The organism is Mycobacterium sp. WUMAC-067 (assembly GCF_020217485.1).
Classification (GTDB): domain Bacteria; phylum Actinomycetota; class Actinomycetes; order Mycobacteriales; family Mycobacteriaceae; genus Mycobacterium.
This window is the reverse complement of sequence record NZ_JAEKMI010000006.1, coordinates 43,315-63,780: the sequence shown is the minus strand read 5'-3', so window position 1 is coordinate 63,780 and position 20,466 is coordinate 43,315. Positions and strand designations below refer to the sequence as shown.

General features: G+C 68.3%; 19 protein-coding genes. 13 read left to right on the top strand and 6 right to left on the bottom strand.

From position 1 onward, the window contains the following. Positions 1-72 precede the first annotated feature (72 nt). Complete coding sequence (gene serS / locus JF781_RS05850) at positions 73-1,332, top strand: serine--tRNA ligase (protein WP_225329633.1); 1,260 nt, start codon at positions 73-75, stop codon at positions 1,330-1,332. Here the strand turns inward: serS and JF781_RS05845 are convergent, their stop codons facing one another. Next, complete coding sequence (locus tag JF781_RS05845; RefSeq protein ID WP_225329632.1) at positions 1,333-2,082, bottom strand: helix-turn-helix transcriptional regulator; 750 nt, start codon at positions 2,080-2,082, stop codon at positions 1,333-1,335. Between the two features lie 55 nt (positions 2,083-2,137). Here JF781_RS05845 and JF781_RS05840 point away from each other — a divergent pair, with 55 nt between their 5' ends. Then, positions 2,138-2,707, top strand: a complete 570-nt coding sequence (locus JF781_RS05840; RefSeq protein ID WP_225329631.1) for a class I SAM-dependent methyltransferase — start codon at positions 2,138-2,140, stop codon at positions 2,705-2,707. Here JF781_RS05840 and JF781_RS05835 read toward each other — a convergent pair. After that, positions 2,704-3,201, bottom strand: a complete 498-nt coding sequence (locus tag JF781_RS05835; protein ID WP_225329630.1) for a DUF2834 domain-containing protein — start codon at positions 3,199-3,201, stop codon at positions 2,704-2,706. The genes JF781_RS05840 and JF781_RS05835 overlap by 4 nt on opposite strands. Before the next feature lie 87 nt (positions 3,202-3,288). Here JF781_RS05835 and JF781_RS05830 point away from each other — a divergent pair, with 87 nt between their 5' ends. Together JF781_RS05830 and JF781_RS05825 are read left to right on the top strand one after the other, a co-directional pair. Further along, positions 3,289-3,936, top strand: a complete 648-nt coding sequence (locus tag JF781_RS05830) for a TetR/AcrR family transcriptional regulator (protein WP_225329629.1) — start codon at positions 3,289-3,291, stop codon at positions 3,934-3,936. A 49-nt stretch (positions 3,937-3,985) separates the two neighbouring features. Further along, the gene (locus JF781_RS05825) at positions 3,986-5,548 is read left to right on the top strand and encodes an NAD(P)/FAD-dependent oxidoreductase (RefSeq protein ID WP_225329628.1); all 1,563 of its coding nucleotides are present in this window, start codon (positions 3,986-3,988) and stop codon (positions 5,546-5,548) included. On the opposite strand, the gene JF781_RS05820 is transcribed toward JF781_RS05825, so the two are convergent. Continuing rightward, positions 5,545-5,886, bottom strand: a complete 342-nt coding sequence (locus tag JF781_RS05820; RefSeq protein ID WP_225329627.1) for a hypothetical protein — start codon at positions 5,884-5,886, stop codon at positions 5,545-5,547. The genes JF781_RS05825 and JF781_RS05820 overlap by 4 nt on opposite strands. Next, the gene (locus JF781_RS05815; RefSeq protein WP_225329626.1) at positions 5,883-7,433 is read right to left on the bottom strand and encodes an MBL fold metallo-hydrolase; all 1,551 of its coding nucleotides are present in this window, start codon (positions 7,431-7,433) and stop codon (positions 5,883-5,885) included. The genes JF781_RS05820 and JF781_RS05815 overlap by 4 nt, the downstream gene beginning before the upstream one ends. Positions 7,434-7,564: 131 nt before the next feature. On the opposite strand from JF781_RS05815, the gene JF781_RS05810 reads away from it, so the two are divergent. The 4 genes from JF781_RS05810 to JF781_RS05795 are packed head-to-tail and all read left to right on the top strand — an operon-like array spanning position 7,565 to position 10,749. Beyond that, positions 7,565-8,335 (top strand): 1-acyl-sn-glycerol-3-phosphate acyltransferase, encoded by a 771-nt coding sequence (locus JF781_RS05810; protein ID WP_225329625.1) that lies wholly within the window; start codon positions 7,565-7,567, stop codon positions 8,333-8,335. Between the two features lie 3 nt (positions 8,336-8,338). Then, positions 8,339-9,118: a 1-acyl-sn-glycerol-3-phosphate acyltransferase gene (locus JF781_RS05805; RefSeq protein ID WP_225329624.1), complete on the top strand. Its 780-nt coding sequence runs from the start codon at positions 8,339-8,341 to the stop codon at positions 9,116-9,118. 13 nt (positions 9,119-9,131) lie between these two features. Further along, positions 9,132-9,917, top strand: a complete 786-nt coding sequence (locus tag JF781_RS05800) for a 1-acyl-sn-glycerol-3-phosphate acyltransferase (protein ID WP_225329623.1) — start codon at positions 9,132-9,134, stop codon at positions 9,915-9,917. Between the two features lie 19 nt (positions 9,918-9,936). Then, complete coding sequence (locus JF781_RS05795; protein ID WP_225329656.1) at positions 9,937-10,749, top strand: HAD family hydrolase; 813 nt, start codon at positions 9,937-9,939, stop codon at positions 10,747-10,749. Positions 10,750-10,767: 18 nt separating this feature from the next. Here JF781_RS05795 and JF781_RS05790 read toward each other — a convergent pair whose 3' ends face one another. Together JF781_RS05790 and JF781_RS05785 are read right to left on the bottom strand one after the other, a co-directional pair. Beyond that, on the bottom strand, positions 10,768-12,411 hold the full coding sequence (locus JF781_RS05790; RefSeq protein WP_374109670.1) for an N-acetylmuramoyl-L-alanine amidase: 1,644 nt from the start codon (positions 12,409-12,411) through the stop codon (positions 10,768-10,770). A gap of 132 nt (positions 12,412-12,543) precedes the next feature. Further along, positions 12,544-13,578, bottom strand: a complete 1,035-nt coding sequence (locus tag JF781_RS05785) for a PirG (RefSeq protein WP_308014220.1) — start codon at positions 13,576-13,578, stop codon at positions 12,544-12,546. A gap of 251 nt (positions 13,579-13,829) precedes the next feature. Here JF781_RS05785 and glf point away from each other — a divergent pair, with 251 nt between their 5' ends. From glf to aftB, 5 genes are read left to right on the top strand one after another with little or no spacing between them, the layout of a single operon-like run. After that, positions 13,830-15,038, top strand: a complete 1,209-nt coding sequence (gene glf / locus JF781_RS05775; protein WP_225329176.1) for a UDP-galactopyranose mutase — start codon at positions 13,830-13,832, stop codon at positions 15,036-15,038. A gap of 49 nt (positions 15,039-15,087) precedes the next feature. Then, complete coding sequence (locus tag JF781_RS05770; RefSeq protein WP_225329177.1) at positions 15,088-16,974, top strand: glycosyltransferase; 1,887 nt, start codon at positions 15,088-15,090, stop codon at positions 16,972-16,974. Continuing rightward, positions 16,967-17,515: a phosphatase PAP2 family protein gene (locus tag JF781_RS05765; RefSeq protein WP_225329178.1), complete on the top strand. Its 549-nt coding sequence runs from the start codon at positions 16,967-16,969 to the stop codon at positions 17,513-17,515. Before JF781_RS05770 ends, JF781_RS05765 begins: the two co-directional genes overlap by 8 nt. After that, entirely contained in the window at positions 17,512-18,429 is a 918-nt protein-coding gene (locus JF781_RS05760; RefSeq protein WP_225329179.1) for a decaprenyl-phosphate phosphoribosyltransferase, read from the top strand. Before JF781_RS05765 ends, JF781_RS05760 begins: the two co-directional genes overlap by 4 nt. After that, positions 18,416-20,398 carry a terminal beta-(1->2)-arabinofuranosyltransferase gene (gene aftB / locus JF781_RS05755; protein ID WP_275254019.1) on the top strand — a complete coding sequence of 661 codons (1,983 nt, stop codon included), beginning with the start codon at positions 18,416-18,418 and terminating at the stop codon, positions 20,396-20,398. Before JF781_RS05760 ends, aftB begins: the two co-directional genes overlap by 14 nt. The last annotated feature ends 68 nt before the right edge of the window (positions 20,399-20,466 follow it).

Below are 20,466 nucleotides of genomic sequence, written 5' to 3'. Positions count from 1 at the left end.
ATGTGAGTCCTGAGCCGACCGGTGCGGATGCTGCGCCCGTCGGCCGGTGCCGGTGAAAGTAGTCTCAGGGCCGTGATCGACCTGAAGCTGCTCCGGGAAGACCCCGACGTCGTGCGCCGCTCCCAGCTCAGCCGCGGTGAAGACCCGACGCTGGTAGACGCGCTGCTGTCGGCCGACGCCGCGCGCCGGGCCGCCATCTCCTCCGCCGACGCGCTGCGGGCCGACCAGAAGTCCGCCAGCAAGAGCGTGGGCGCCGCGTCGCCCGACGAGCGGCCCGCGCTGCTGGCGCGCGCGAAGGAGCTGGCCGAGCAGGTGAAGGCCGCCGAGGTCGCCCAGAGCGAGGCGGAGACGGCGTTCACCGCGGCGCACATGGCCATCTCGAACGTCGTCATCGACGGGGTCCCGGCCGGCGGGGAGGACGACTTCGCCGTGCTCGACATCGTCGGCGAGCCCCCGGCGCTCGAAAACCCCAGGGATCACCTCGAACTGGGCGAGTCGCTGGGTCTGATCGACATGCAGCGCGGCGCCAAGGTGTCGGGCTCGCGGTTCTACTTCCTGACCGGTCAGGGCGCGCTGCTGCAGCTCGGCCTGCTGCAGCTGGCGCTGCGGGTGGCCGTCGAGAACGGCTTCACCCCGATGATCCCGCCGGTGCTGGTGCGCCCCGAGGTGATGGCCGGCACCGGCTTCCTGGGCGCCCACGCCGACGAGATCTACCGCATCGAGGCTGACGACCTCTACCTGGTGGGCACCTCGGAGGTGCCGTTGGCCGGCTACCACTGGAACGAGATCCTGGACCTGTCCGCCGGCCCGTTGCGGTACGCGGGCTGGTCGTCGTGTTTCCGCCGCGAGGCCGGTAGCTATGGGAAGGACACCCGCGGCATCATCCGGGTGCATCAGTTCGACAAGGTCGAGGGCTTCGTCTACTGCACGCCCGCCGACGCCGAGGCCGAGCACCAGCGGCTGCTGGGCTGGCAACGCGAGATGCTGGCCCGCATCGAGGTGCCGTATCGGGTGATCGACGTGGCCGCAGGCGATCTCGGCTCGTCGGCCGCCCGCAAGTTCGACTGCGAGGCGTGGGTTCCCACGCAGGGCACCTATCGCGAGCTGACGTCGACGTCGAACTGCACCACGTTCCAGGCGCGCCGGCTGTCCACCCGCTACCGCGACGAGAACGGCAAGCCGCAGACCGCGGCCACGCTCAACGGCACGCTGGGGACCACCCGCTGGCTGGTGGCGATCCTGGAGAACCACCAGCGGCCCGACGGCAGTGTGCGGGTGCCCGAGGCGCTGGTGCCGTTCGTCGGCGCCGAGGTGCTCGAGCCCGCCAAGTAGCTAGAGCGCCTTGCCGGCCAGCTGGCCCGGGGTGTGCCCGAAGGCCCGCCGGAAGGTGTCGATGAAGGAACTGGTTGTGGCCCAACCGCATTCGGATGCCACGGACGTGACATCGCGCCGATCGGCGAGCAACACGAGGGCGTGTTGCAGCCGGATTTGGGTGCGCCATTGGGGGAACGTCATCGCCAGCTCGTCGCTGAACAATCGGCTCAGCGTGCGCTGGCCGACGCCGACGCGGCGGCCGATCTGTTGCAGCGTCAACGGCTCGCGCAGGTTGTCGGCGATCAAGGCGCACGCTTTCCGCAGCCGGGGGTCGACGGGGGTGGGAATCCACAGCGGCTCCGCGACGCTGGTCGCTTGCAACTGGTCGTGCAGGACCGCCAGCATCCGGTGATGCTCGGCGGTTTCGGTGCCGTCGGCCCGCGAACACGCGATGATCAGTTCGCGCATCAACGGACTGACCGCCAGCACTGCCGGCGCCGCCGGCCCGCGGCGGTAACGGCCGGGATCCAGTGCGACGCCGTGAAATTGCGTGGTGCCGTGGAACTTGTGTTCGTGCCAGCACCCGGCCGGTATCCAGATGGCGCGATTCGCCGGCGTGATCCAGGTTCCCGCCGGGGTGGTCACCGACACCGCGCCCGAGGACGGGTAGACGATCTGATGTTGCGGATGGCGGTGTCGCTCGATCCGCGCTCCCGGCGGCAGCGTCTGCGCCGACGTGACCAGTCCGTCGTGGCTGATTTCCGACATATCTCGGCAGGATATCGGAAGCCCGCAGCCGGCGTGCCCGCCTAGCGTGGGCGGTATGGCGATGAATCTCCTCCACCGACGATGCTGCAGCTCCCCATCATGGGAAAGGGAGGTGGCCGATCAGCTGCTGCCGTGGGCGTTGCAAGATGTCGAATTGGGCACGCGCACCGTGGAAATCGGTCCCGGGTACGGCGCGACCCTGCGCGCCCTGCTGGATCGCACGGACTCGCTCACGGCCGTTGAACTCGACGGCGCGATGGCCGATCGTCTGCAGCACCGCTACGGCGAGCGGGCCCGCATCATCCAGGCAAGCGGTACCGAAACCGGGCTGCCCGCCGAGGATTTCACGTCGGTCGTGTGCTTCACGATGCTGCACCACGTTCCCACCGCCGCGTTGCAGGACCAGCTCTTCGCCGAGGCGTTCAGGCTGCTGCGGCCCGGCGGGGTTTTCGCCGGTAGCGACGGCGTCCCGTCGCTGGCGTTCCGCCTGCTCCACGTCGCCGACACCTACAACCCGATCGCGCCGCAGGACCTCCCCGGCCGGCTGCGCGCCGCGGGATTCGCCGACATCCACACCGACGTCAGGCGGGGCCGGCAGCGGTGGCGGGCCACCAAACCGGGCTAGGCGGTGATCTTCGGCGCCGGCTCGCCGGCCACCTGCGCGTGCCGGCGCTGGCGTTCCATCGTCGCGAAGTAGAAGGCGAACGCGAACGCGAAGCTGGTGAACAGGCTGGACACGAAGTACAGCCAGGGGTGGCGCAGTCCGCGCCGGTAGCCGTCGACGATCGTAAAGATCGGCAGCAGAATCACATTCGCGATCGTGTAGTCCTGGCTGGCCGAGCTGGCGGCCGGGTTGGTGAACATCAACCTGATGTATTCGGCCCAGCTCCCGTGTTCGCCCCACAGCGGATTGGTGGAGCCGTGCGAGTACTCCTGCACGAAGGTGATGTTGAAGTACCAGCCGAGCGCGACGGACACGATGCCGACGACGTAGTAGACGATTTCCATCGGCGAAAACAGGGGGCCGTTGGCCGGCCGGGCGAAGACCTTCGAGTTCGACGTGACGATCCAACTGATGACCGCCAGTCCGAGCACCGCGTGAGTGAGTAGCGAGACCATGGCCGCAGTCTCACCCGCGCCGCAAAGTTTTGTCAATATTGACACAACAAGCGAATGGCAAATCCGACCTCTTGGTATCTTGCTGCAATGGTCAGGCCCGCTCAGACGGCGCGCAGCGAACGCACCCGCGAAGCGTTGCGCCAGGCCGCCCTGGTGCGATTCCTGGCCCAGGGCGTCGAGGACACGTCGGCCGAACAGATCGCCGCCGATGCCGGGGTGTCGCTGCGGACGTTCTATCGCCACTTCAGCTCGAAGCACGATCTGTTGTTCGCCGATTACACCGGGCTGCACTGGTTTCGCGCGGCCCTGGACGCCAGGCCTGCCGACGAGCCGATCATCGACTCGGTGCAGTCGGCGATCTTCTCGTTCCCGTACGACGTCGACGCGGTCACCAAGATCGCCGCGCTGCGCCAGGACGAGCTCGACCCTGGCCGCATCGTCCGCCACATCCGCGACGTCCAGGCCGATTTCGCCGACGCCATTGCGGCACAGTTGCAACGGCGTGGTCGTGGGACCACGGGTGCCGCGGAGCCGACGGCCGATCAGCGGGTGCGCACCGCGGTGACCGCGCGGTGCATCGCGGCCGCCGTCTTCGGCGCGATGGAGGTCTGGATGGTCGGCGACGACCGGTCTCTCGGCGAGCTCGCGCGGCTGTGCCACGCGGCGCTGGAGTCGCTGCGAGCGGGAATCACCGACTCCTGGATCACCGCTACCGCCCGCAAAGTTTCGTCATAATTGACAAAACTTTGGGGTCGTGCGAGCCTCCTTTGCGGAGGGCAACGACATGACTGGTTATGACGCGATCGTTATCGGCGCGGGGCACAACGGGCTGACCGCCGCCGTGCTGCTACAGAAGGCCGGGCTGCGGACGGTGTGCCTGGATCCCAAAATCTACGCGGGCGGGATGGCTTCCACCGTCGAGCTTTTCGACGGGTATCAGTTCGAAATCGCCGGCTCGGTGCAGTTCCCGACGTCACAGGTGGTGGTCGACGAGCTGGGCCTGGACACCATGCCGACGATCGACCTGGACGTGATGTCGGTGGCGGTCCGCGGCGTCGGGGACGATCCGCTGGTTCAGTACAGCGACCCGGTCAAGCTGTTCACCCACCTCAACGAGGTGCACGGCGCCGACGCCGTCAACGGAATGGCGGGGCTGATGGCGTGGAGCCAGGGCCCCACCCGCGCGCTGGGCCGGTTCGAAGCCGGAACACCACCCAAAAGCATCGACGAGATGTACGCCTGCGCCACAAACGAATTCGAGCGCTCGGCGATCGACGACATGCTTTTCGGCTCGGTCACCGACGTGTTGGACCGGTACCTGCCGGACCGTGAGAAGCACGGCGCGCTGCGCGGGTCGATGACCGTGCTGGCGGTCAACACGCTCTACCGGGGTCCGTCCACGCCGGGCAGCGCCGCCGCGCTCGCCTTCGGCCTCGGCGTTCCCGACGGCGACACGATGCAGATGAAGAAGCTGCGCGGCGGCATCGGCGCGCTCACCTCGCATTTGTGCGACGTGCTGCAAAGCCACGGCGGCGAACTTCGGTTGCGCACCAAGGTGACCGAGATCCTCGTCGCGGACGGCCGGGTGAGCGGGGTGCGCACCGAGGCGGGGGAGACCTTGCACGCCCCGATCGTCGTCTCGGGCATCGCCCCGGACACCACGCTCAACGACATGATCGATCCCGCCGCGCTGCCCGCCGACATCCGGGCGCGCTATGCGCGCATCGACCACCGCGGCAGCTACTTGCAGATGCACTTCGCGCTGGACGAGGCCCCCGCCTTCGCCCCGCCGTACGAGGCCCTCAATGAGCCGGCCATGCAGGCCTCGATCGGCCTGTTCTGCACGCCGGAGGAAGTCCAGCAGCAGTGGGAGGACGCCCGGCGCGGGATCGTTCCGGCCGACCCCACCGTGGTCTTGCAGATCCCCTCGCAGAACGACCCGGACCTCGCGCCGGCGGGCAAGCACGCCGCGTCGGCGTTCGCGTTGTTCTTCCCGATCGAGGGCGATGTCGATTACGGGCAGGCCAAAGTCGAAATGGGTCAGCGGGTGATCGACAAGATCACCCGGCTCGCACCGAATTTCGAGCGCAGCATCATTCGCCACACCACCTTCACGCCCAAGCACATGGGGGTGATGTTCGGCGCGCCGGGCGGCGACTACTGCCACGGTCTGCTGAACGCGAATCAGATCGGCCCCAACCGTCCGGGCCCGAGGGGCTTTTTGGGCCAGCCGATCCCGATCGAGGGACTGTATCTGGGCAGCGCGGGCTGCCACGGCGGACCGGGAATCACGTTCATCCCCGGCTACAACGCGGCGCGACAGGCGCTCGCCGACCGGGGCCGCTAGCCGCGCGCGCTCAGCAATTCGTCGAGCAGGGCGGTGAACTCGTCGGCGCGCGCCGGCGTGAACGCGGGGCTGGGCCAGGTGCCCGGCACGTCCAGGGTGATCAACGTCGACCGGAACGGCCGTTGCACGTCCAGCGGCAGCCAGCGGCGGAAGTCCGAGCTGCCCCAGATCCGGAACCGCTGCGTGAAAAGCCCCAGCTTTTCGGCTTTGTACCCGCGGATCGCCTCGAGTGCGATGACCTTCGATGTGCCCGACGGAAAGTGGTAGCGGCGCAGCGTGATCGCCGCGCGATCGAGCTGAACCAGCCCGTCGTCGTAGGAGTCGTAGGGATTGTTCACGCCCGGCGGCTCCGCAGCTGGTGGCCCCGCGCGGTCAGGCAGCGCCCGTCGTCCAATCGCCACTGCCAGCCGTGCAGGTTGCAGGTCAACGTGTTTCCTTCTACCACACCGAATTTCGACAGGTCGGCCTTGAGGTGGGGACAGCGGCGCTGGATCTCCCAGCCGTCCAGAGTGACGGACGCCGAGTTGTCGTGGGTTTCGGCGAACCAGCCGTCGGCGTAGGCGATCCGTTCGTCGGTCAGGCACTTGAAGAAGGTGTAGAGGTACTCGTTGTAGCCGCCGACGCGCCATGCCCGGAAGCGGGTGGACAAGAAGATGGTGTTGACCCAGTCCGGTTCGCGGTCGCGCAGCACGGTGCGCACCAGCTCCGGCGCGATCTCGAAGCCGTAGCGGACTTTCTCGTCCGGAATCCGTTCCCGCACCGCCCGTTTCGGGAAGTCCAGGATCACGGTCTCCGGCCCGAGCACGAGTTCGACGGGGTAGCCGATGCCGTCGCAGATCTCGTCGCTCTGCGACATGATCGGCTCGAACAACGCGCGCAGCGGCTCCAGCAGCGGCTCCCCGGCCGCGGGGGCCCAGCCGGCTCGCTCGGCCGCGACGACGGGCGCCATCCGCTCGGCGTACTCGGCGATGTAGTCGGCCTTGCCCGTGGTGAAGATGGCCTCGACCTCGTCGGTGGGCAGCGGGTGGCGCAGCGAAGTGAGGGTGGAGCCGGTGAAGTCGGCGGTCGACCCGGGGATCATCAGCAAGCCGCCGTCGTGGCCGTGCGTGCGCATCTGGTCCAGGAACACCATTTGATCCGGGAAGATGTTCGCCGGGTCCGCGTGGTCGTCGTTGAGGTGGCGTAGCTCGGGATCCAGGAAGCAGGGCGGGCCCGCCGACGGGACCACCCACGTCGCCCCGACCTGGGCGAGGTATTGCCGGGCACGGTCCATCTGCCGTTGCCGCTTTTGGACGCCGAAGGATTCCTTGGCGCGGGCCGGCATGTCGTAGACCATCGGGTACCAGATCGCTCCGGAGTACTGCAGCAGGTGCACGTCGATGTGCCCGAACTCGCAGGCCACCACGTCCAGGTCGACCGGGCGCGCGTCGTTCATGTTGAAAACCGTTGTGGCGCCGTCGCAGACCAGTAGCGCCGAGTCGCCGATCGGGCCGTCGGCGGGCGCCCGCAGGGCGATGATCATGACGTCGAGGCCGCCCCGGGGGCCCTCGATCCGATGCTTGACCGAATCGCTGGTCTCGAAGAATCGGTGAAATCCCAATTCCTGCAACGCGTTTCGCAGGTCGGGCACGGGGAAGTCCGGCAGCAGCACCGTCGCGTCCTTGTTGACGTGCTCGGCCAGGTTCTTCGCGTCGAAATGATCCTTGTGTAGGTGCGAGACGTACAGGTAGTCGCAGGCACCCAATGTGTCCCAGTCCAGCGCGCTGTTGTCCGGGAACGGGAACCAGGATGCGAAGTAGGCGGGATTGACCCAGGGGTCGCAGAGGATGCTGCCCGCTTGGGTCTCGATCAGAAATCCGGCGTGGCCTACGCTGGTGACCTGCACTAATACCTTTCCGGGGGACGCTGGGGGACCGATTCGGTGCCGGCCGGCGACGGCGGCTTTTGCGCCCCCGAGCTTAGCGCGAGGCGACATCCGGGGGCGCCGCACAGCCCGGAGCACTAGGCTGATGAGCTGTGGAACCGGTTTACGGGACGGTCATTGCGCTAGCCCGCTTGGTCTGGCGCGCACAGGGCCTGAAGATCACGGTCACGGGCGTGGAGAACCTACCCAAAAGCGGCGGTGCGGTCATCGCGATCAACCACACCGGCTACCTGGACTTCACGTTCGCGGGGTTGCCCGCCTACAAGCAGGGCCTGGGTCGCAAGGTGCGGTTCATGGCCAAGCAGGAGGTCTTCGACCACAAGGTCACCGGGCCCATCATGCGCAGCCTGCGCCACATCTCCGTGAACCGGCAGGACGGCGCCGCCTCCTACGAGGCCGCCGTGCGGCACCTGAAAGACGGTGAGCTGGTCGGGGTTTATCCCGAAGCCACCATCAGCCGCAGCTTCGAGATCAAGGAGTTCAAATCGGGCGCGGCCCGCATGGCGGTCGAGGCCGGGGTGCCGATCGTTCCGCACATCGTCTGGGGCGCCCAGCGCATCTGGACCAAGGACCACCCCAAGAAGCTCTGGCGGCCGAAGGTACCGATCGTCGTCGTCGTGGGGGAGCCGATCGAGCCGACGCTGGGCATCGAGGAACTGAAGGGCCTCCTGCATTCCCGGATGCAGCACCTGCTGGAACGCGCGCAGGAACTCTACGGCGCCCATCCCGCCGGGGAGTTCTGGGTGCCGCACCGATTGGGTGGGGGCGCCCCATCGCTCGCCGAAGCGGCCCGGTTGGAAGCCGAGGAGGCGGCCGCTCGGGCGGCACGCCGGGCGCGCCCCGCAGGGGCGCCGGAGCAGTGATCGATGGTGGAGCCGACCTTCCGCGCGCTGGAGCTTCTGGCCCAACTGGCGGTGACGGCCACCGGCACCAACATCACGTATCGCGGCGAGCAGCACATCCCTGAGCGGGGCGGCGCCGTGGTGGCGATCAACCACACCAGCTATGTCGACTTCTTGCCCGCCGGCCTGGTCGTGCACCGCCGGGGGCGACGCCTGCGGTTCATGATCAAAGCCGAGATGCAGCAGGTGCGGGTGGTCAATTTCCTGATCAAGCACACCCGCACCATCCCGGTGGACCGCGGGGCCGGGGCGGGCGCCTACGCCGTGGCCGTGCAGCGCCTGCGCGAAGGTGAGCTGGTGGGCGTCTATCCCGAAGCCACGATCAGCCGCAGCTTCGAGCTCAAGGAGTTCAAGACCGGCGCCGCCCGGATGGCCCTCGAGGCCGGCGTCCCGATCGTCCCGGTGATCGTCTGGGGGGCGCAGCGCATCTGGACCAAGGACCACCCGCGTAAACTGGGCCGGGCCAAAATTCCTGTCACCGTGCAGGTGGGCGCGCCGTTGCAGGTGCGCGACGACATTGCGCAGACCGACGCTGCCCTGCGCGACTCGATGACGACGCTGCTGCATCAGGCGCAACGGGACTATCCGCACGAGCCCGGGGCGTACTGGGTGCCGCACCGGCTGGGCGGCACGGCCCCGACCCGCGCGGAGGCCGCGCGCATCGAGGCCGACGAGGCGGCGGCCCGATCGGCCGGTCGAGCGGCCAAGAAGGCCGCCAACCGGGCCGAACGCCCGTCGCAGTAGGCAAGGAGACGACATGCCCGAGGGGTTCTACCGGCTGGCGGAGTGGATCGTGCCGCCGATGGTCGCCATGCAGGGGACAACGTTCACCTATCAGGGTCTCGAGAACATCCCCGAGCGGGGTGGCGCGCTGCTGGCCCAAAACCACACCAGCTACCTGGACTGGCTTCCCACGCTGATGGCCGTCCGGGAGCGCCGGCGGCGCGCGTATTTCATGATCAAGGCGGAGATGGCCGACGTGAAGGCCGTCAACTACGTCATCAAGCACGCCCGGCTGATCCCGGTGGATCGCAGGTCGGGACACGACGCATTCGACGCGGCGGTGCAGCGCATGCGCGAGGGTGAGCTGATCGGGACGCATCCCGAGGCCACCATCAGCCGCAGTTTCGAACTGCGGGAGTTCAAGACCGGGGCCGCGCGCATGGCGCTGGAGGCCCAGGTGCCGATCGTGCCGATCATCGTGTGGGGCGCCCACCGGATCTGGCCCAAGGACCATCCGAAGAAGGTGCTGCGCAACAAAGTCCCGATCACCGTGGTCGCCGGGCGCCCGCTGCCGCCGCGGGGCACGCCCGAGCAACTCAATGCGGTGTTGCGTGAGGCGATGAATACCCTGCTGTACCGGGTGCAGGAGGAATATCCGCACCCGAAGGACGAATTCTGGGTGCCGCGCCGGCTGGGGGGCGGCGCACCCACCCAGGAGGATTCCCGCGCCATCCGGTTGTCGGAGTTGCAGGACCGGATGCGGAAATACGGAACCGACGGCATCACGCGACCGGGGCAGACCCAAAGCGGACTGCATTGAGCGGTCGGACCCGATGACGATGAAGCCGACGCTCATCGCCTGCGACGTCGACGGCACCCTGTTCGACGACGACGAGAAGATCACCCCGCGCACCCGCGACGCCATTCGCGCCGCGGTGGACTCCGGTGCGCAATTCGTCGTGGCGACCGGTCGCCCGCCCCGGTGGATACGGCCCGTGGTCGACGCGCTTGGCTTCGCGCCAATTGCGGTGTGCGCCAACGGCGCCGTGATCTATGACTCCGCGACCGACCGGGTGTTGTCGACGCGCACGCTGTCCGTCGACACCCTGGCCCAGTTGGCGGAGCTGGCGACTCGCGTCATCCCCGGCGCGGGGCTGGCCGTCGAGCGGATCGGCGAACGCGCCCACGACACCGCGACCCCTCAGTTCGTCAGCTCGCCGGGCTACGAGCATGCCTGGCTGAACCCGGACAACACCGAGGTGTCGATCGAGGACCTGCTCAGCGCCCCGGCCATCAAGCTGCTCATTCGCCGGGCCGGGGCCCGCAGCTCGGACATGGCCGCCGAACTGTCCAAGCACGTCGGCATCGAGGGCGACATCACCTACTCCACCAACAACGGCCTGATCGAGATCGTGCCGCTGGGGATCAGCAAGGCCACCGGTGTCGACGAGATCGCCGGGCCGCGTGAGATCGCCCGCGAGGAGGTGGTGGCGTTCGGTGACATGCCCAACGACCTGCCGATCCTGCGCTGGGCGGGTCACGGCGTCGCCATGGGCAACGCCCATCCCGACGTGCAGGCCGCCGCCGACGAGGTCACCGCCGCCAACAACGACGACGGCGTGGGACGGGTGCTGGAACGCTGGTGGGCCTAGCGGCGCGTTGGCCCGGCCCTAAGGGGCCGGGTGCGCCGGTAGCGAGAAGTGTTCGGCCGGAACCGTTGGGCCGCTTGGCAATTGGGTGGCCAGCGGCGTCGTGATGCCGTCCACGACTTCGGCGACGTTGCCGGTCAGCCGCTCGAAGTTCAGCGTCCCGTGCTGGAAATTCTGCGTAATCTGCAGCGGCTCTTGTATTTCCGCGCTGGTCGGCAATCCGAGCGGGCCGCGTTCGTAGCTCTGAGAACCCCAGGCGTCGTAGATGGCGCCCGTGACCGGCTGGGGGCCGGTCTCGGGTGACCAATACATCGCGCCCCGGGCGAAGGTGACGAAGCGGGCGTCGCCGGCCGCGCTGTCTTCCGGCGAGGTCGGCGCGCCCAACACGCTGCTCATCCCGCCGATCGCCTGCCAGTGATCGTAGATCGCCCCGCCCTGCAGCGCCTTGATCAGCTCCTCCGGCGGGTCATTGAAATGTGCCGCGATATCCCGTATTTCGTCCATCAGCGCGTAGGCGGCGTTGCCCGGGCAATCGGTGTTGCCGACGTCGCGGTGGGTGAAGATGGTCGGCAGCGTCGCGATGGAGCCGGCCGGAAAGGTGGTGTAGTGACTGCCGGCGGACTCCAGCTGCACCGTGCCCTTGGGGTCGACGCCGTCCAGGCCGAGCCGCCAGCCGAGCAGGCGGCCGACGGTGCGCAGCTGGATCGGCGTGGGGGGCACGTCGTCGAAGTTGCCGATCATCGACACACCCCAGGTGTTGCGGTTGAATCCGCCCGTGTGGAAGGCCTCGACCGCTTTGGTGAGCCCGCCGGCGCTGCCCTCGAACACCTGGCCGTACTTGTCGACCAGCGCGTTGTAGGCGATGTCGCACCAGCCCAGCGTCTTGCTGTGGTAGGTGTAGATGGCCTTGACGATCCCGGCCGATTCCAGCGGCGAATAGTCGTTGCTGCCCGCGGTGTGATGGACCACCGCGGCGCGAATCCCGTTGTCGTACTGCGGACTACCGCAGCGCAGCGATTCGTCGGCACCCCATTCCGCCCGGCTGATGATGGGGGGCGCCTGCCCGGGCATCACCACCCCGGACGGCGGTGTCCACTGGTTTTGCGACGGCGCCAGCGGCGGGGAGATGAGGACGGCGGAGATGTTCTGCCCGAAGGGCTGTTCCCTCGACGCCGGCTTGTATCCCAGATCCGTCGGGCCACCCGGGGGTGCGGGCGGCGGCTGCGTCGCCTTCGCGTCGAGCGGCCGGGTCACCGCGATCTGGACGGTCGTCGTGGTGCCGACGAACACCGGATCCGTGCCGCGCGGCCCCTCGGCAACTCCGGCCGGATGGGCGGCCCCCACCGGGTCGGGGGCCGCGGTTTCGTACTCGGTCTGATACCAGGGACCCCACGAACCGTCGGGACGCCTGGCGCGCACGCGGGTCGACGTGCCGGCCAGGTCGCCGGTCAGCGCCACCAACGAGAACGGAGTGTCCTGGCCGATTTCGCGAACCGTGACCCCGGCGCCCAGCCCGATCAGCGGCTGCTCGACGAGTTGGGTGCCGCGCGCCGGCGCCGGCCCGGAGGCGCCGCGGCCCCGTGTCGCGTCCCCCACCCACGAGACGATGACGACGGTCGCCGCGATGGCGGTGAGCATCATCGTCGGTGCACGACTGCGGGACACCAGGCGATGTTACGTGTGTTTCTAATGTTATCTATGAGACGACACGAGGTTGAGCGCGGCTGAATCCGCACCAAAATCGACGGCACCGCAGAAGATTCTGCGGTGCCGTCTGGTGGAGGGTTTGAATAAAGGTCAGACCGGGGGCAGAGCCGGTACCGCGCCCGCGGCCGCCGGCAGCGCACCGGCAGCACCCGCGGCGGCCGGAAGAGCTCCCGCCGCGGCGCCGGGCAGGGCACCCGCGGCGCCCGGCAGAGCGCCCGCGGCCGCACCCGGGAGGGCGCCCGCGGCGGCACCCGGGAGGGCGCCCGCGGCCCCGCCGCCCTGCATGCCCTGCGTGATGGCCGGCATCACCAGGCCCTTGAGCAGGTCAATCGCCTGGCCGGCGCCCAACTGGTTGGCCGCTTGCATGACGTCGTTGACCAGGCCGCCGCTGGCGCCGGACCCGGAGCCACCGCCCAGTCCGGTGCCGCCGCCGATGGGCGAGGCGTTACCGAAGGTCGACGGGTCGCCGAGGATCGGGTAGGTGCCACCGACGCCCGGGTCCAGTCCGGCCCCGGAGTCGATGGGAACTTCGCTCGGCGACAGGGTGGGGCTGCCCAGCCCCGGTGCCACCCCGGCCGGGCTGGTCAGCCCGGGGTTGGACAGCGCCGGGTTGAGCCCGGCGCCCGGGGTCGCGATGCCCGTGCCCGGGGTGGCCGGCAGCGCACCCGGCGCGGTGAGCCCGGGCGTCGTGGGTGCCGCGCCGGGGCTCGTGAGGCCCGGGCTCGCCAGCCCGGGGCTGGTCAAACCGGGGTTCGTGAGGCCGGGGCTGGTCAAGCCGGGGCTCGTCAAGCCCGGATTGGTCAGGCCCGTCGTCCCCAGTCCGGGGGATCCCAGGCCGGGAGTGCCCAGGCCCGGGCTGGCGAGACCCGGTGTGGTCGCGCCCCCGCTCAAGGCGGGCACCGGAGGCATGTTGATCCCGAATTGCGACAGCCCCTGCGACAGCGCGCCCATCAGCTCGCCGGGCAGGTCGCTCATCACCGCGGCCTGCTTGAAGTCGTGATGCTCGGGCGCCTTGTTGTCGGCCGTCGATTCGTAGACAAGGAAGTAAGCGCACGGACTCGCCACTGCCAGGGCGGCAACCGCGCTCATGGCTGTCGAGAGCTTGCGTCGGCGTCGGTTCGGCACGGAAGTCTCCTCAATCTGACTATGTGTTGTGTTTGCGGTCCCGCCGGTCCTATCTGGCTGGAATCACACACAGTCGATGGTACGAGTGGGGACCCTGTTACTAGAGTGGTGATATTGAATCGTGAGGCAATTGCGACCAGGACTGTGATCGCGGATCCCGGCCGTCCCGACGGCCGTGGTTGAACGGCCGGCCCTCTGCGTGGCCTCGCCAAATGGGTTAGGGCCCCGCGGTCGGATACCCTAAGCAACCGATGACAGCTCGTTTCGATCTTTTCGTCGTCGGCTCTGGATTCTTCGGACTGACCATTGCCGAGCGCGTGGCTACCCAGCTCGGGAAGCGTGTACTCGTGGTGGACCGCCGTCCGCACATCGGTGGCAACGCCTATTCGGAAGCCGAGCCGCACACCGGCATCGAGGTGCACAAGTACGGCGCCCACCTGTTCCACACCTCTAACAAGAGGGTCTGGGACTACGTGCGGCAGTTCACCGAGTTCACCGACTACCGGCACCGGGTCTTCGCCATGCACAACGGGCAGGCCTACCAGTTCCCGATGGGGCTGGGCCTGGTGTCGCAGTTCTTCGGCAAGTACTTCACCCCCGACGAGGCGCGCAAGCTCATCGCCGAGCAGGCCGCCGAGATCAAAACCGAGGACGCGCAGAACTTCGAGGAGAAGGCCATCTCCCTGGTCGGCCGGCCGCTCTACGAGGCCTTCCTCAAGAACTACACCGCCAAGCAGTGGCAGACCGACCCCAAGGAGCTGCCCGCGTCGAACATCACCCGGCTGCCGGTGCGCTACACCTTCGACAACCGCTACTTCAGCGACACCTACGAGGGCCTGCCCGTCGACGGGTACACGGCGTGGCTGCAGAACATGGCCGCCGACGACCGCATCGAGGTCCGGCTGGACACCGACTGGTTCGATGTGCGCGACCAACTGCGCGCGGACAGCCCCGACGCGCCGGTCGTCTACACCGGCCCGCTGGACCGCTACTTCGACTACGCGGAGGGGCGGTTGGGCTGGCGCACGCTGGACTTCGAGCTGGAAGTGCTTCCGATCGGGGATTTCCAGGGCACCCCGGTGATGAACTACAACGACGCCGACGTGCCCTACACCCGCATCCACGAGTTCCGCCACTTCCACACCGAGCGCGACTATCCGGCCGACAAGACCGTGATCATGCGCGAATACTCGCGGTTCGCCGAGGACGACGACGAGCCCTACTACCCGATCAACACCGAGTCCGACCGCGCCGTGCTGGCCGCCTACCGGGCCAGGGCCAAGTCCGAAACCGCCTCGGCGAAGGTGCTTTTCGGCGGCCGGCTGGGCACCTACCAGTATCTGGACATGCACATGGCCATCGCCAGCGCACTAAGCATGTACGACAACGTCCTCGCGCCGCACCTGCGCGACGGCGCATCCCTGAGCGAAGCCCAGAACAAAGAGGAAGGCGCGCGATGATGCGTGCTACGACGATGCAGAGCGAAGCGATGAGGAGGAGTGGCGCCTGATGTCCGCCGTGAGCCTGCTGTCCCGAATCATCCTGCCGCGCCCCGGCGAGCCGCTGGACGTGCGCAAGCTGTATCTGGAGGAGTCGACGACCAACGCCCGGCGGGCGCACGCGACGAGCCGCACCTCGCTGGAGATCGGCAAAGAGTCCGAGGTGTCGTTCGCCACCTACTTCAACGCGTTCCCGGCCAGCTACTGGCGGCGCTGGTCCATCTGCTCTTCGGTGGTGCTGCGGGTGGAGCTGACCGGAACCGGGCGGGTCGACGTGTACCGGACGAAGGCCACCGGGGTGCGAATCTCGGTGGAGGGCCGTCAATTTGTCGGCACCGACGAACAGCCGGCGGTCGTCGAGATCGAGGTGCCGCTCAAGCCGTTCGAGGACGGCGGCTGGATCTGGTTCGACATCACCACCGACAGCGCGGTCAACTTGATCAGCGGCGGCTGGTATGCGACCGAGCCCGCCCCGGTCCCGGCCAACATCGCCGTCGGCATCCCCACCTTCAATCGACCCGCCGACTGCGTCAACGCCCTGGCCGACCTCACCGCGGATCCCTTGGTGGACGAGGTGATCGGCGCGGTGATCGTCCCGGACCAGGGCGTCCGCAAGGTGCGCGATCACCCGGACTTTCCGGCGGCGGCCGCGGGCCTGGGCGATCGGCTGTCGATTCACGACCAGCCCAACCTCGGCGGCTCCGGTGGCTACAGCCGGGTGATGTACGAGGCGCTGAAAAACACCGACTGCCAACAGATCCTGTTCATGGACGACGACATCCGCATCGAGCCGGACTCGATCCTGCGGGTGCTGGCGATGCACCGCTTCGCCAAGACGCCGATGCTCGTCGGCGGGCAGATGCTCAACCTGCAGGAGCCGTCACACCTGCACATCATGGGCGAGGTCGTCAACCAGGCCAACTTCATGTGGACCGCCGCCCCGCACGCCGAATACGACCACGACTTCGCCGAATTCCCGTTGAGCGACAAGAACTCTCGGAGCGCCCTGCTGCACCGCCGCATCGACGTCGACTTCAACGGCTGGTGGACGTGCATGATCCCGCGGCAGGTCGCCGAGGAGCTGGGCCAGCCGCTGCCGCTGTTCATCAAATGGGACGACGCCGAATACGGTCTGCGCGCCGGCGAGCACGGATATCCGACCGTCACGCTGCCCGGCGCCGCGATCTGGCACATGGCGTGGAGCGACAAGGACGACGCCATCGACTGGCAGGCCTACTTCCACCTGCGCAACCGGCTGGTGGTCGCCGCGCTGCACTGGGACGGCGACATCACCGGGCTGGTGCGCAGCCACCTCAAGGCGACGCTGAAACACCTTGCCTGCCTTGAGTATTCGACGGTGGCCATCCAGAACAAGGCCATCGACGACTTTCTCGCCGGACCCGAGCACATCTTCTCGATCCTGGAATCCGCGCTGCCGGAGGTGCATCGCCTGCGCAAGGAATACCCGGACGCGGTGGTGCTCCCGGCGGCCAGCGAACTGCCGCAGCCGCGCTACCAGAGCAAGGCGATGAACCCGCCGGTGAACCCGGCGTCGATCGGCTACCGGCTGGCCCGCGGGATCCTGCACAACGCGACCAAGGCGGACCCCGACGCCCACCGGTGTCCGGAGTACAACGTGGCGACCCAGGATGCGCGCTGGTTCCGGTTGTGCACGGTGGACGGCGTGACGGTCACGACGGCCGACGGGTGTGGCGTGGTCTACCGGCAGCGGGACCGGCGAAAGATGTTCTCGCTGTTGTTCAAATCGCTGCGCCGCCAGCGTCAGCTGCTCAGCCGCTTCGACGAGATGCGCAGGGTGTACCGCGACGCGCTGCCGGTGTTGTCCAGCAAGCAGAAGTGGGAGACGGCGTTGCTGCCAGCTGCTGAACATGCCTGACGCCTCTGCTGCGCAGGCTCCGCGCGGTGAGGTGGCCGCGCTGGTCGTCGTCCAGGCTGCACTGGCCGATCGCCCCGGGGCATTAACGGTGGCGCGCGCGCTGTCCCACTTCGGCGAGCACAGCATCGGCTGGGTGGCCGTGGCCCTGCTCGGCGCGGTCCTGTCGCCGAGGCGGCGCGCGGACTGGCTGGTCGCCGGGGCGGGAGCCTTCGTTGCCCACGCCGCCGCCGTGATCGTCAAGCGGATCGTGCGCCGCAAACGGCCCCACGATCCCGCCGTCGTGGTCAACGTCGGCACGCCCAGCAAGTTGAGTTTTCCGTCCGCACATGCCACTTCCACCACAGCCGCCGCGATCCTGATGGGCCGGACCACCGGTCTGCCGCTACCGGCGGTCCTGGTGCCGCCGATGGCGTTGTCGCGAATGTTGCTGGGCGTGCACTACCCCAGCGACGTGGCCTGCGGCATCGCCCTGGGTGCCGTCATCGCGGCGATCGCGCGCCGCGCAGGACAGGTGCAAGAGGTTGTAAGAGGTGACGAATGACCGAGGAAACCAAGGAAGCGGTGGCCGGACCGCCCAGCAACCTGGTCGCCGGGGTGATCAAGGCGCTGCGCCCCCGCCAATGGGTCAAGAACGTCTTGGTGCTGGCCGCGCCGGTGGCGGGGCTGGGCAGCGGGATTCGATACGACTACGGGCAGATGCTCACCCAGGTTGGGTTGGCGTTCGTGGTGTTCAGCCTGGCCGCGTCGTCGATCTATTTGGTCAACGATGTGCGCGACGTCGAGGCCGACCGCGAGCACCCCACCAAGAGGTTCCGCCCGATCGCGGCGGGCGTGGTGCCCGAGTGGCTTGCCTACGCCCTGGCGGTGCTGTTGGGTACGGCCTCGCTGGGCATCGCCTGGGTGGTGACCCCGAACCTCGCGCTGGTGATGGCCGTCTACCTGGGCATGCAACTGGCGTATTGCTTCGGTCTCAAACACCAAGCGGTGCTTGACATTTGCATCGTGTCTTCGGCCTATCTGCTCCGTGCCATCGCCGGTGGTGTGGCCACCGAAATCCCACTGTCCCAATGGTTTTTGCTCTCGGCGGCGTTCGCGTCGCTGTTCATGGTGGCCGGCAAGCGTTACGCCGAACTGCAATTGGCCGAACGCACCGGCGCCAAGATCCGCAAGTCGCTCGAGAGCTACACCAGTACTTACCTGAGGTTCGTCTGGACCTTGTCGGCCACCGCGGTGGTGGTCTGTTACGGCTTGTGGGCGTTCGAGCGCGACCGCCACTCGGGGTCCTGGTTCGCGGTCTCCATGGTCCCGTTCACCATCGCGATCCTGCGCTACGCGGTCGACGTGGACGGCGGTCTGGCCGGGGAACCCGAAGACATCGCGTTGCGGGACCGTGTGTTGCAGCTGCTGGCGGTGGCGTGGATCGCGACCATTGGAGCCGCCGTTGCCTTCGGTTAGCCCCGAGCTGCAGGCGCTCAAGGCGCGCATGATGCGCAGCCGGCCGGTGATCAGGCGGCCCGGCTGGCCGGTGTTCCCGTACACGACCATGGTGCGGACCAGCCTCTGGATCGGCGTTGCGGTGGTCGCCGCCCTGTTCGCGTGGGGCGCCTGGCAGCGGCGGTGGATCGCCGACGACGGGCTCATCGTGTTGCGCACCGTGCGCAACCTGCTCGCCGGCAACGGACCGGTTTTCAACCAGGGCGAGCGGGTGGAGGCCAACACCTCCACCGCCTGGACGTACCTGATGTACGCGGGCGGCTGGGTCGGCGGCCCACTGCGCATGGAGTACGTGGCTTTGGCTCTGGCGCTGGTGCTTTCGGTGCTCGGTGTGGCGCTGCTGATGCTGGGCGCCGCGCGGTTGTACGCGCCCAGCCTGCGCGGTCGCAAAGCGATCATGTTGCCCGCGGGGGCGTTGGTGTACATCGCGCTGCCGCCGGCGCGTGACTTCGCCACCTCCGGCCTGGAAAGCGGTTTGGCCCTGGCCTACCTCGGGCTGCTGTGGTGGATGATGGTCTGCTGGGCGCAGCCGGTGCGCAACCGCGCGGACAAGCAGGTGTTCGTCGGCGCGCTGGCGTTCGTCGCCGGGTTCAGCGTCCTGGTCCGGCCCGAGCTGGCCCTCATGGGTGGGCTGGCGCTGATCATGATGCTGATCGCGGCCCGGACCTGGCGGCGCCGCGCGTTGATCGTGGCGGCCGGCGGTTTCCTGCCGGTCGCCTACGAGATCTTCCGGATGGGCTATTACGGCCTGCTGGTGCCGGGGACCGCCCTGGCCAAGGACGCGGCCGGCGACAAGTGGTCCCAGGGCATGATCTACCTCTCGAACTTCGACGGCCCCTACGCGGTGTGGATCCCCGTGGTGCTGCTCGTGCCGCTGGGAGCGCTGCTGTTCGCCGCCCGGCGGCGCCCGTCGTTCCTGCGGCCCGCGCTGGCGCCCGACTACGGGCGGCTGGCCCGCGCGGTGCACAGCCCGCCGGCGGTGGTGGCGTGGGTCCTGATCAGCGGCCTGCTGCAGGCCCTGTACTGGATCCGCCAAGGCGGCGACTTCATGCATGCGCGGGTGCTGCTGGCGCCGCTGTTCTGCCTGCTGGCCCCGGTGGCCGTCGTCCCCGTCGCCATCCCCGACGGGCAGGACTATTCGCGCGAGACCGGCAACTGGGTGGCGGGCGCGGCCGCCGCGCTGTGGCTCGGGGTGGCCGGATGGGCGCTGTGGGCGGCGAATTCATCCGGCATGGGCGATGACGCCACCCACGTCACCTACTCCGGCATCGTCGACGAACGGCGCTTCTACGCCCAGGCCACCGGTCACGCGCATCCGCTGACCGCCGCGGACTACCTGGGCTATCCGCGGATGGCCGCCATCCTGACGGCCCTGAACGACACCCCCGACGGCGCGTTGCTGCTGCCGTCGGGCAACTACATCCAATGGGACCTGGTGCCGATGGCCCAGCCGCCGCCCGGCGGCCCCGCCGACAAGTCGCCGCAAAAGCCCCAGCACGCGGTGTTTTTCACCAACCTCGGCATGGTCGGCATGAACGTCGGGCTCGACGTGCGGGTCATCGATCAGATCGGTTTGGCCAACCCCCTGGCGCAGCACACCGAGCGGCTGAAACACGGCCGCATCGGGCACGACAAGAACCTCTTCCCGGACTGGGTGATCGCCGACGGCCCCTGGGTGAAGGTGTATCCGGGGATTCCGGGCTACCTGGACGCGCAGTGGGTCGCCGACGCCGTCGCGGCGCTGAAATGCCCCGACACCCAGGCGGTGCTCGGCTCGGTGCGCGCTCCGATGAACCCGCATCGGTTCCTGTCCAACGTGTTGCACTCCTTCCAATTCACCAAGTACCGGATCGACCGGGTCCCGCTTTACGAACTGGCACGGTGCGGGCTACCGATACCCGAACAAGCCCCACCCCCGCCTCGCGAGTAAGCGCTGCGCAGAAGAAATTTCGGCAAAATCCGGCCCCATTACCACCGGTCCGCCGCGAAAAAATGGCA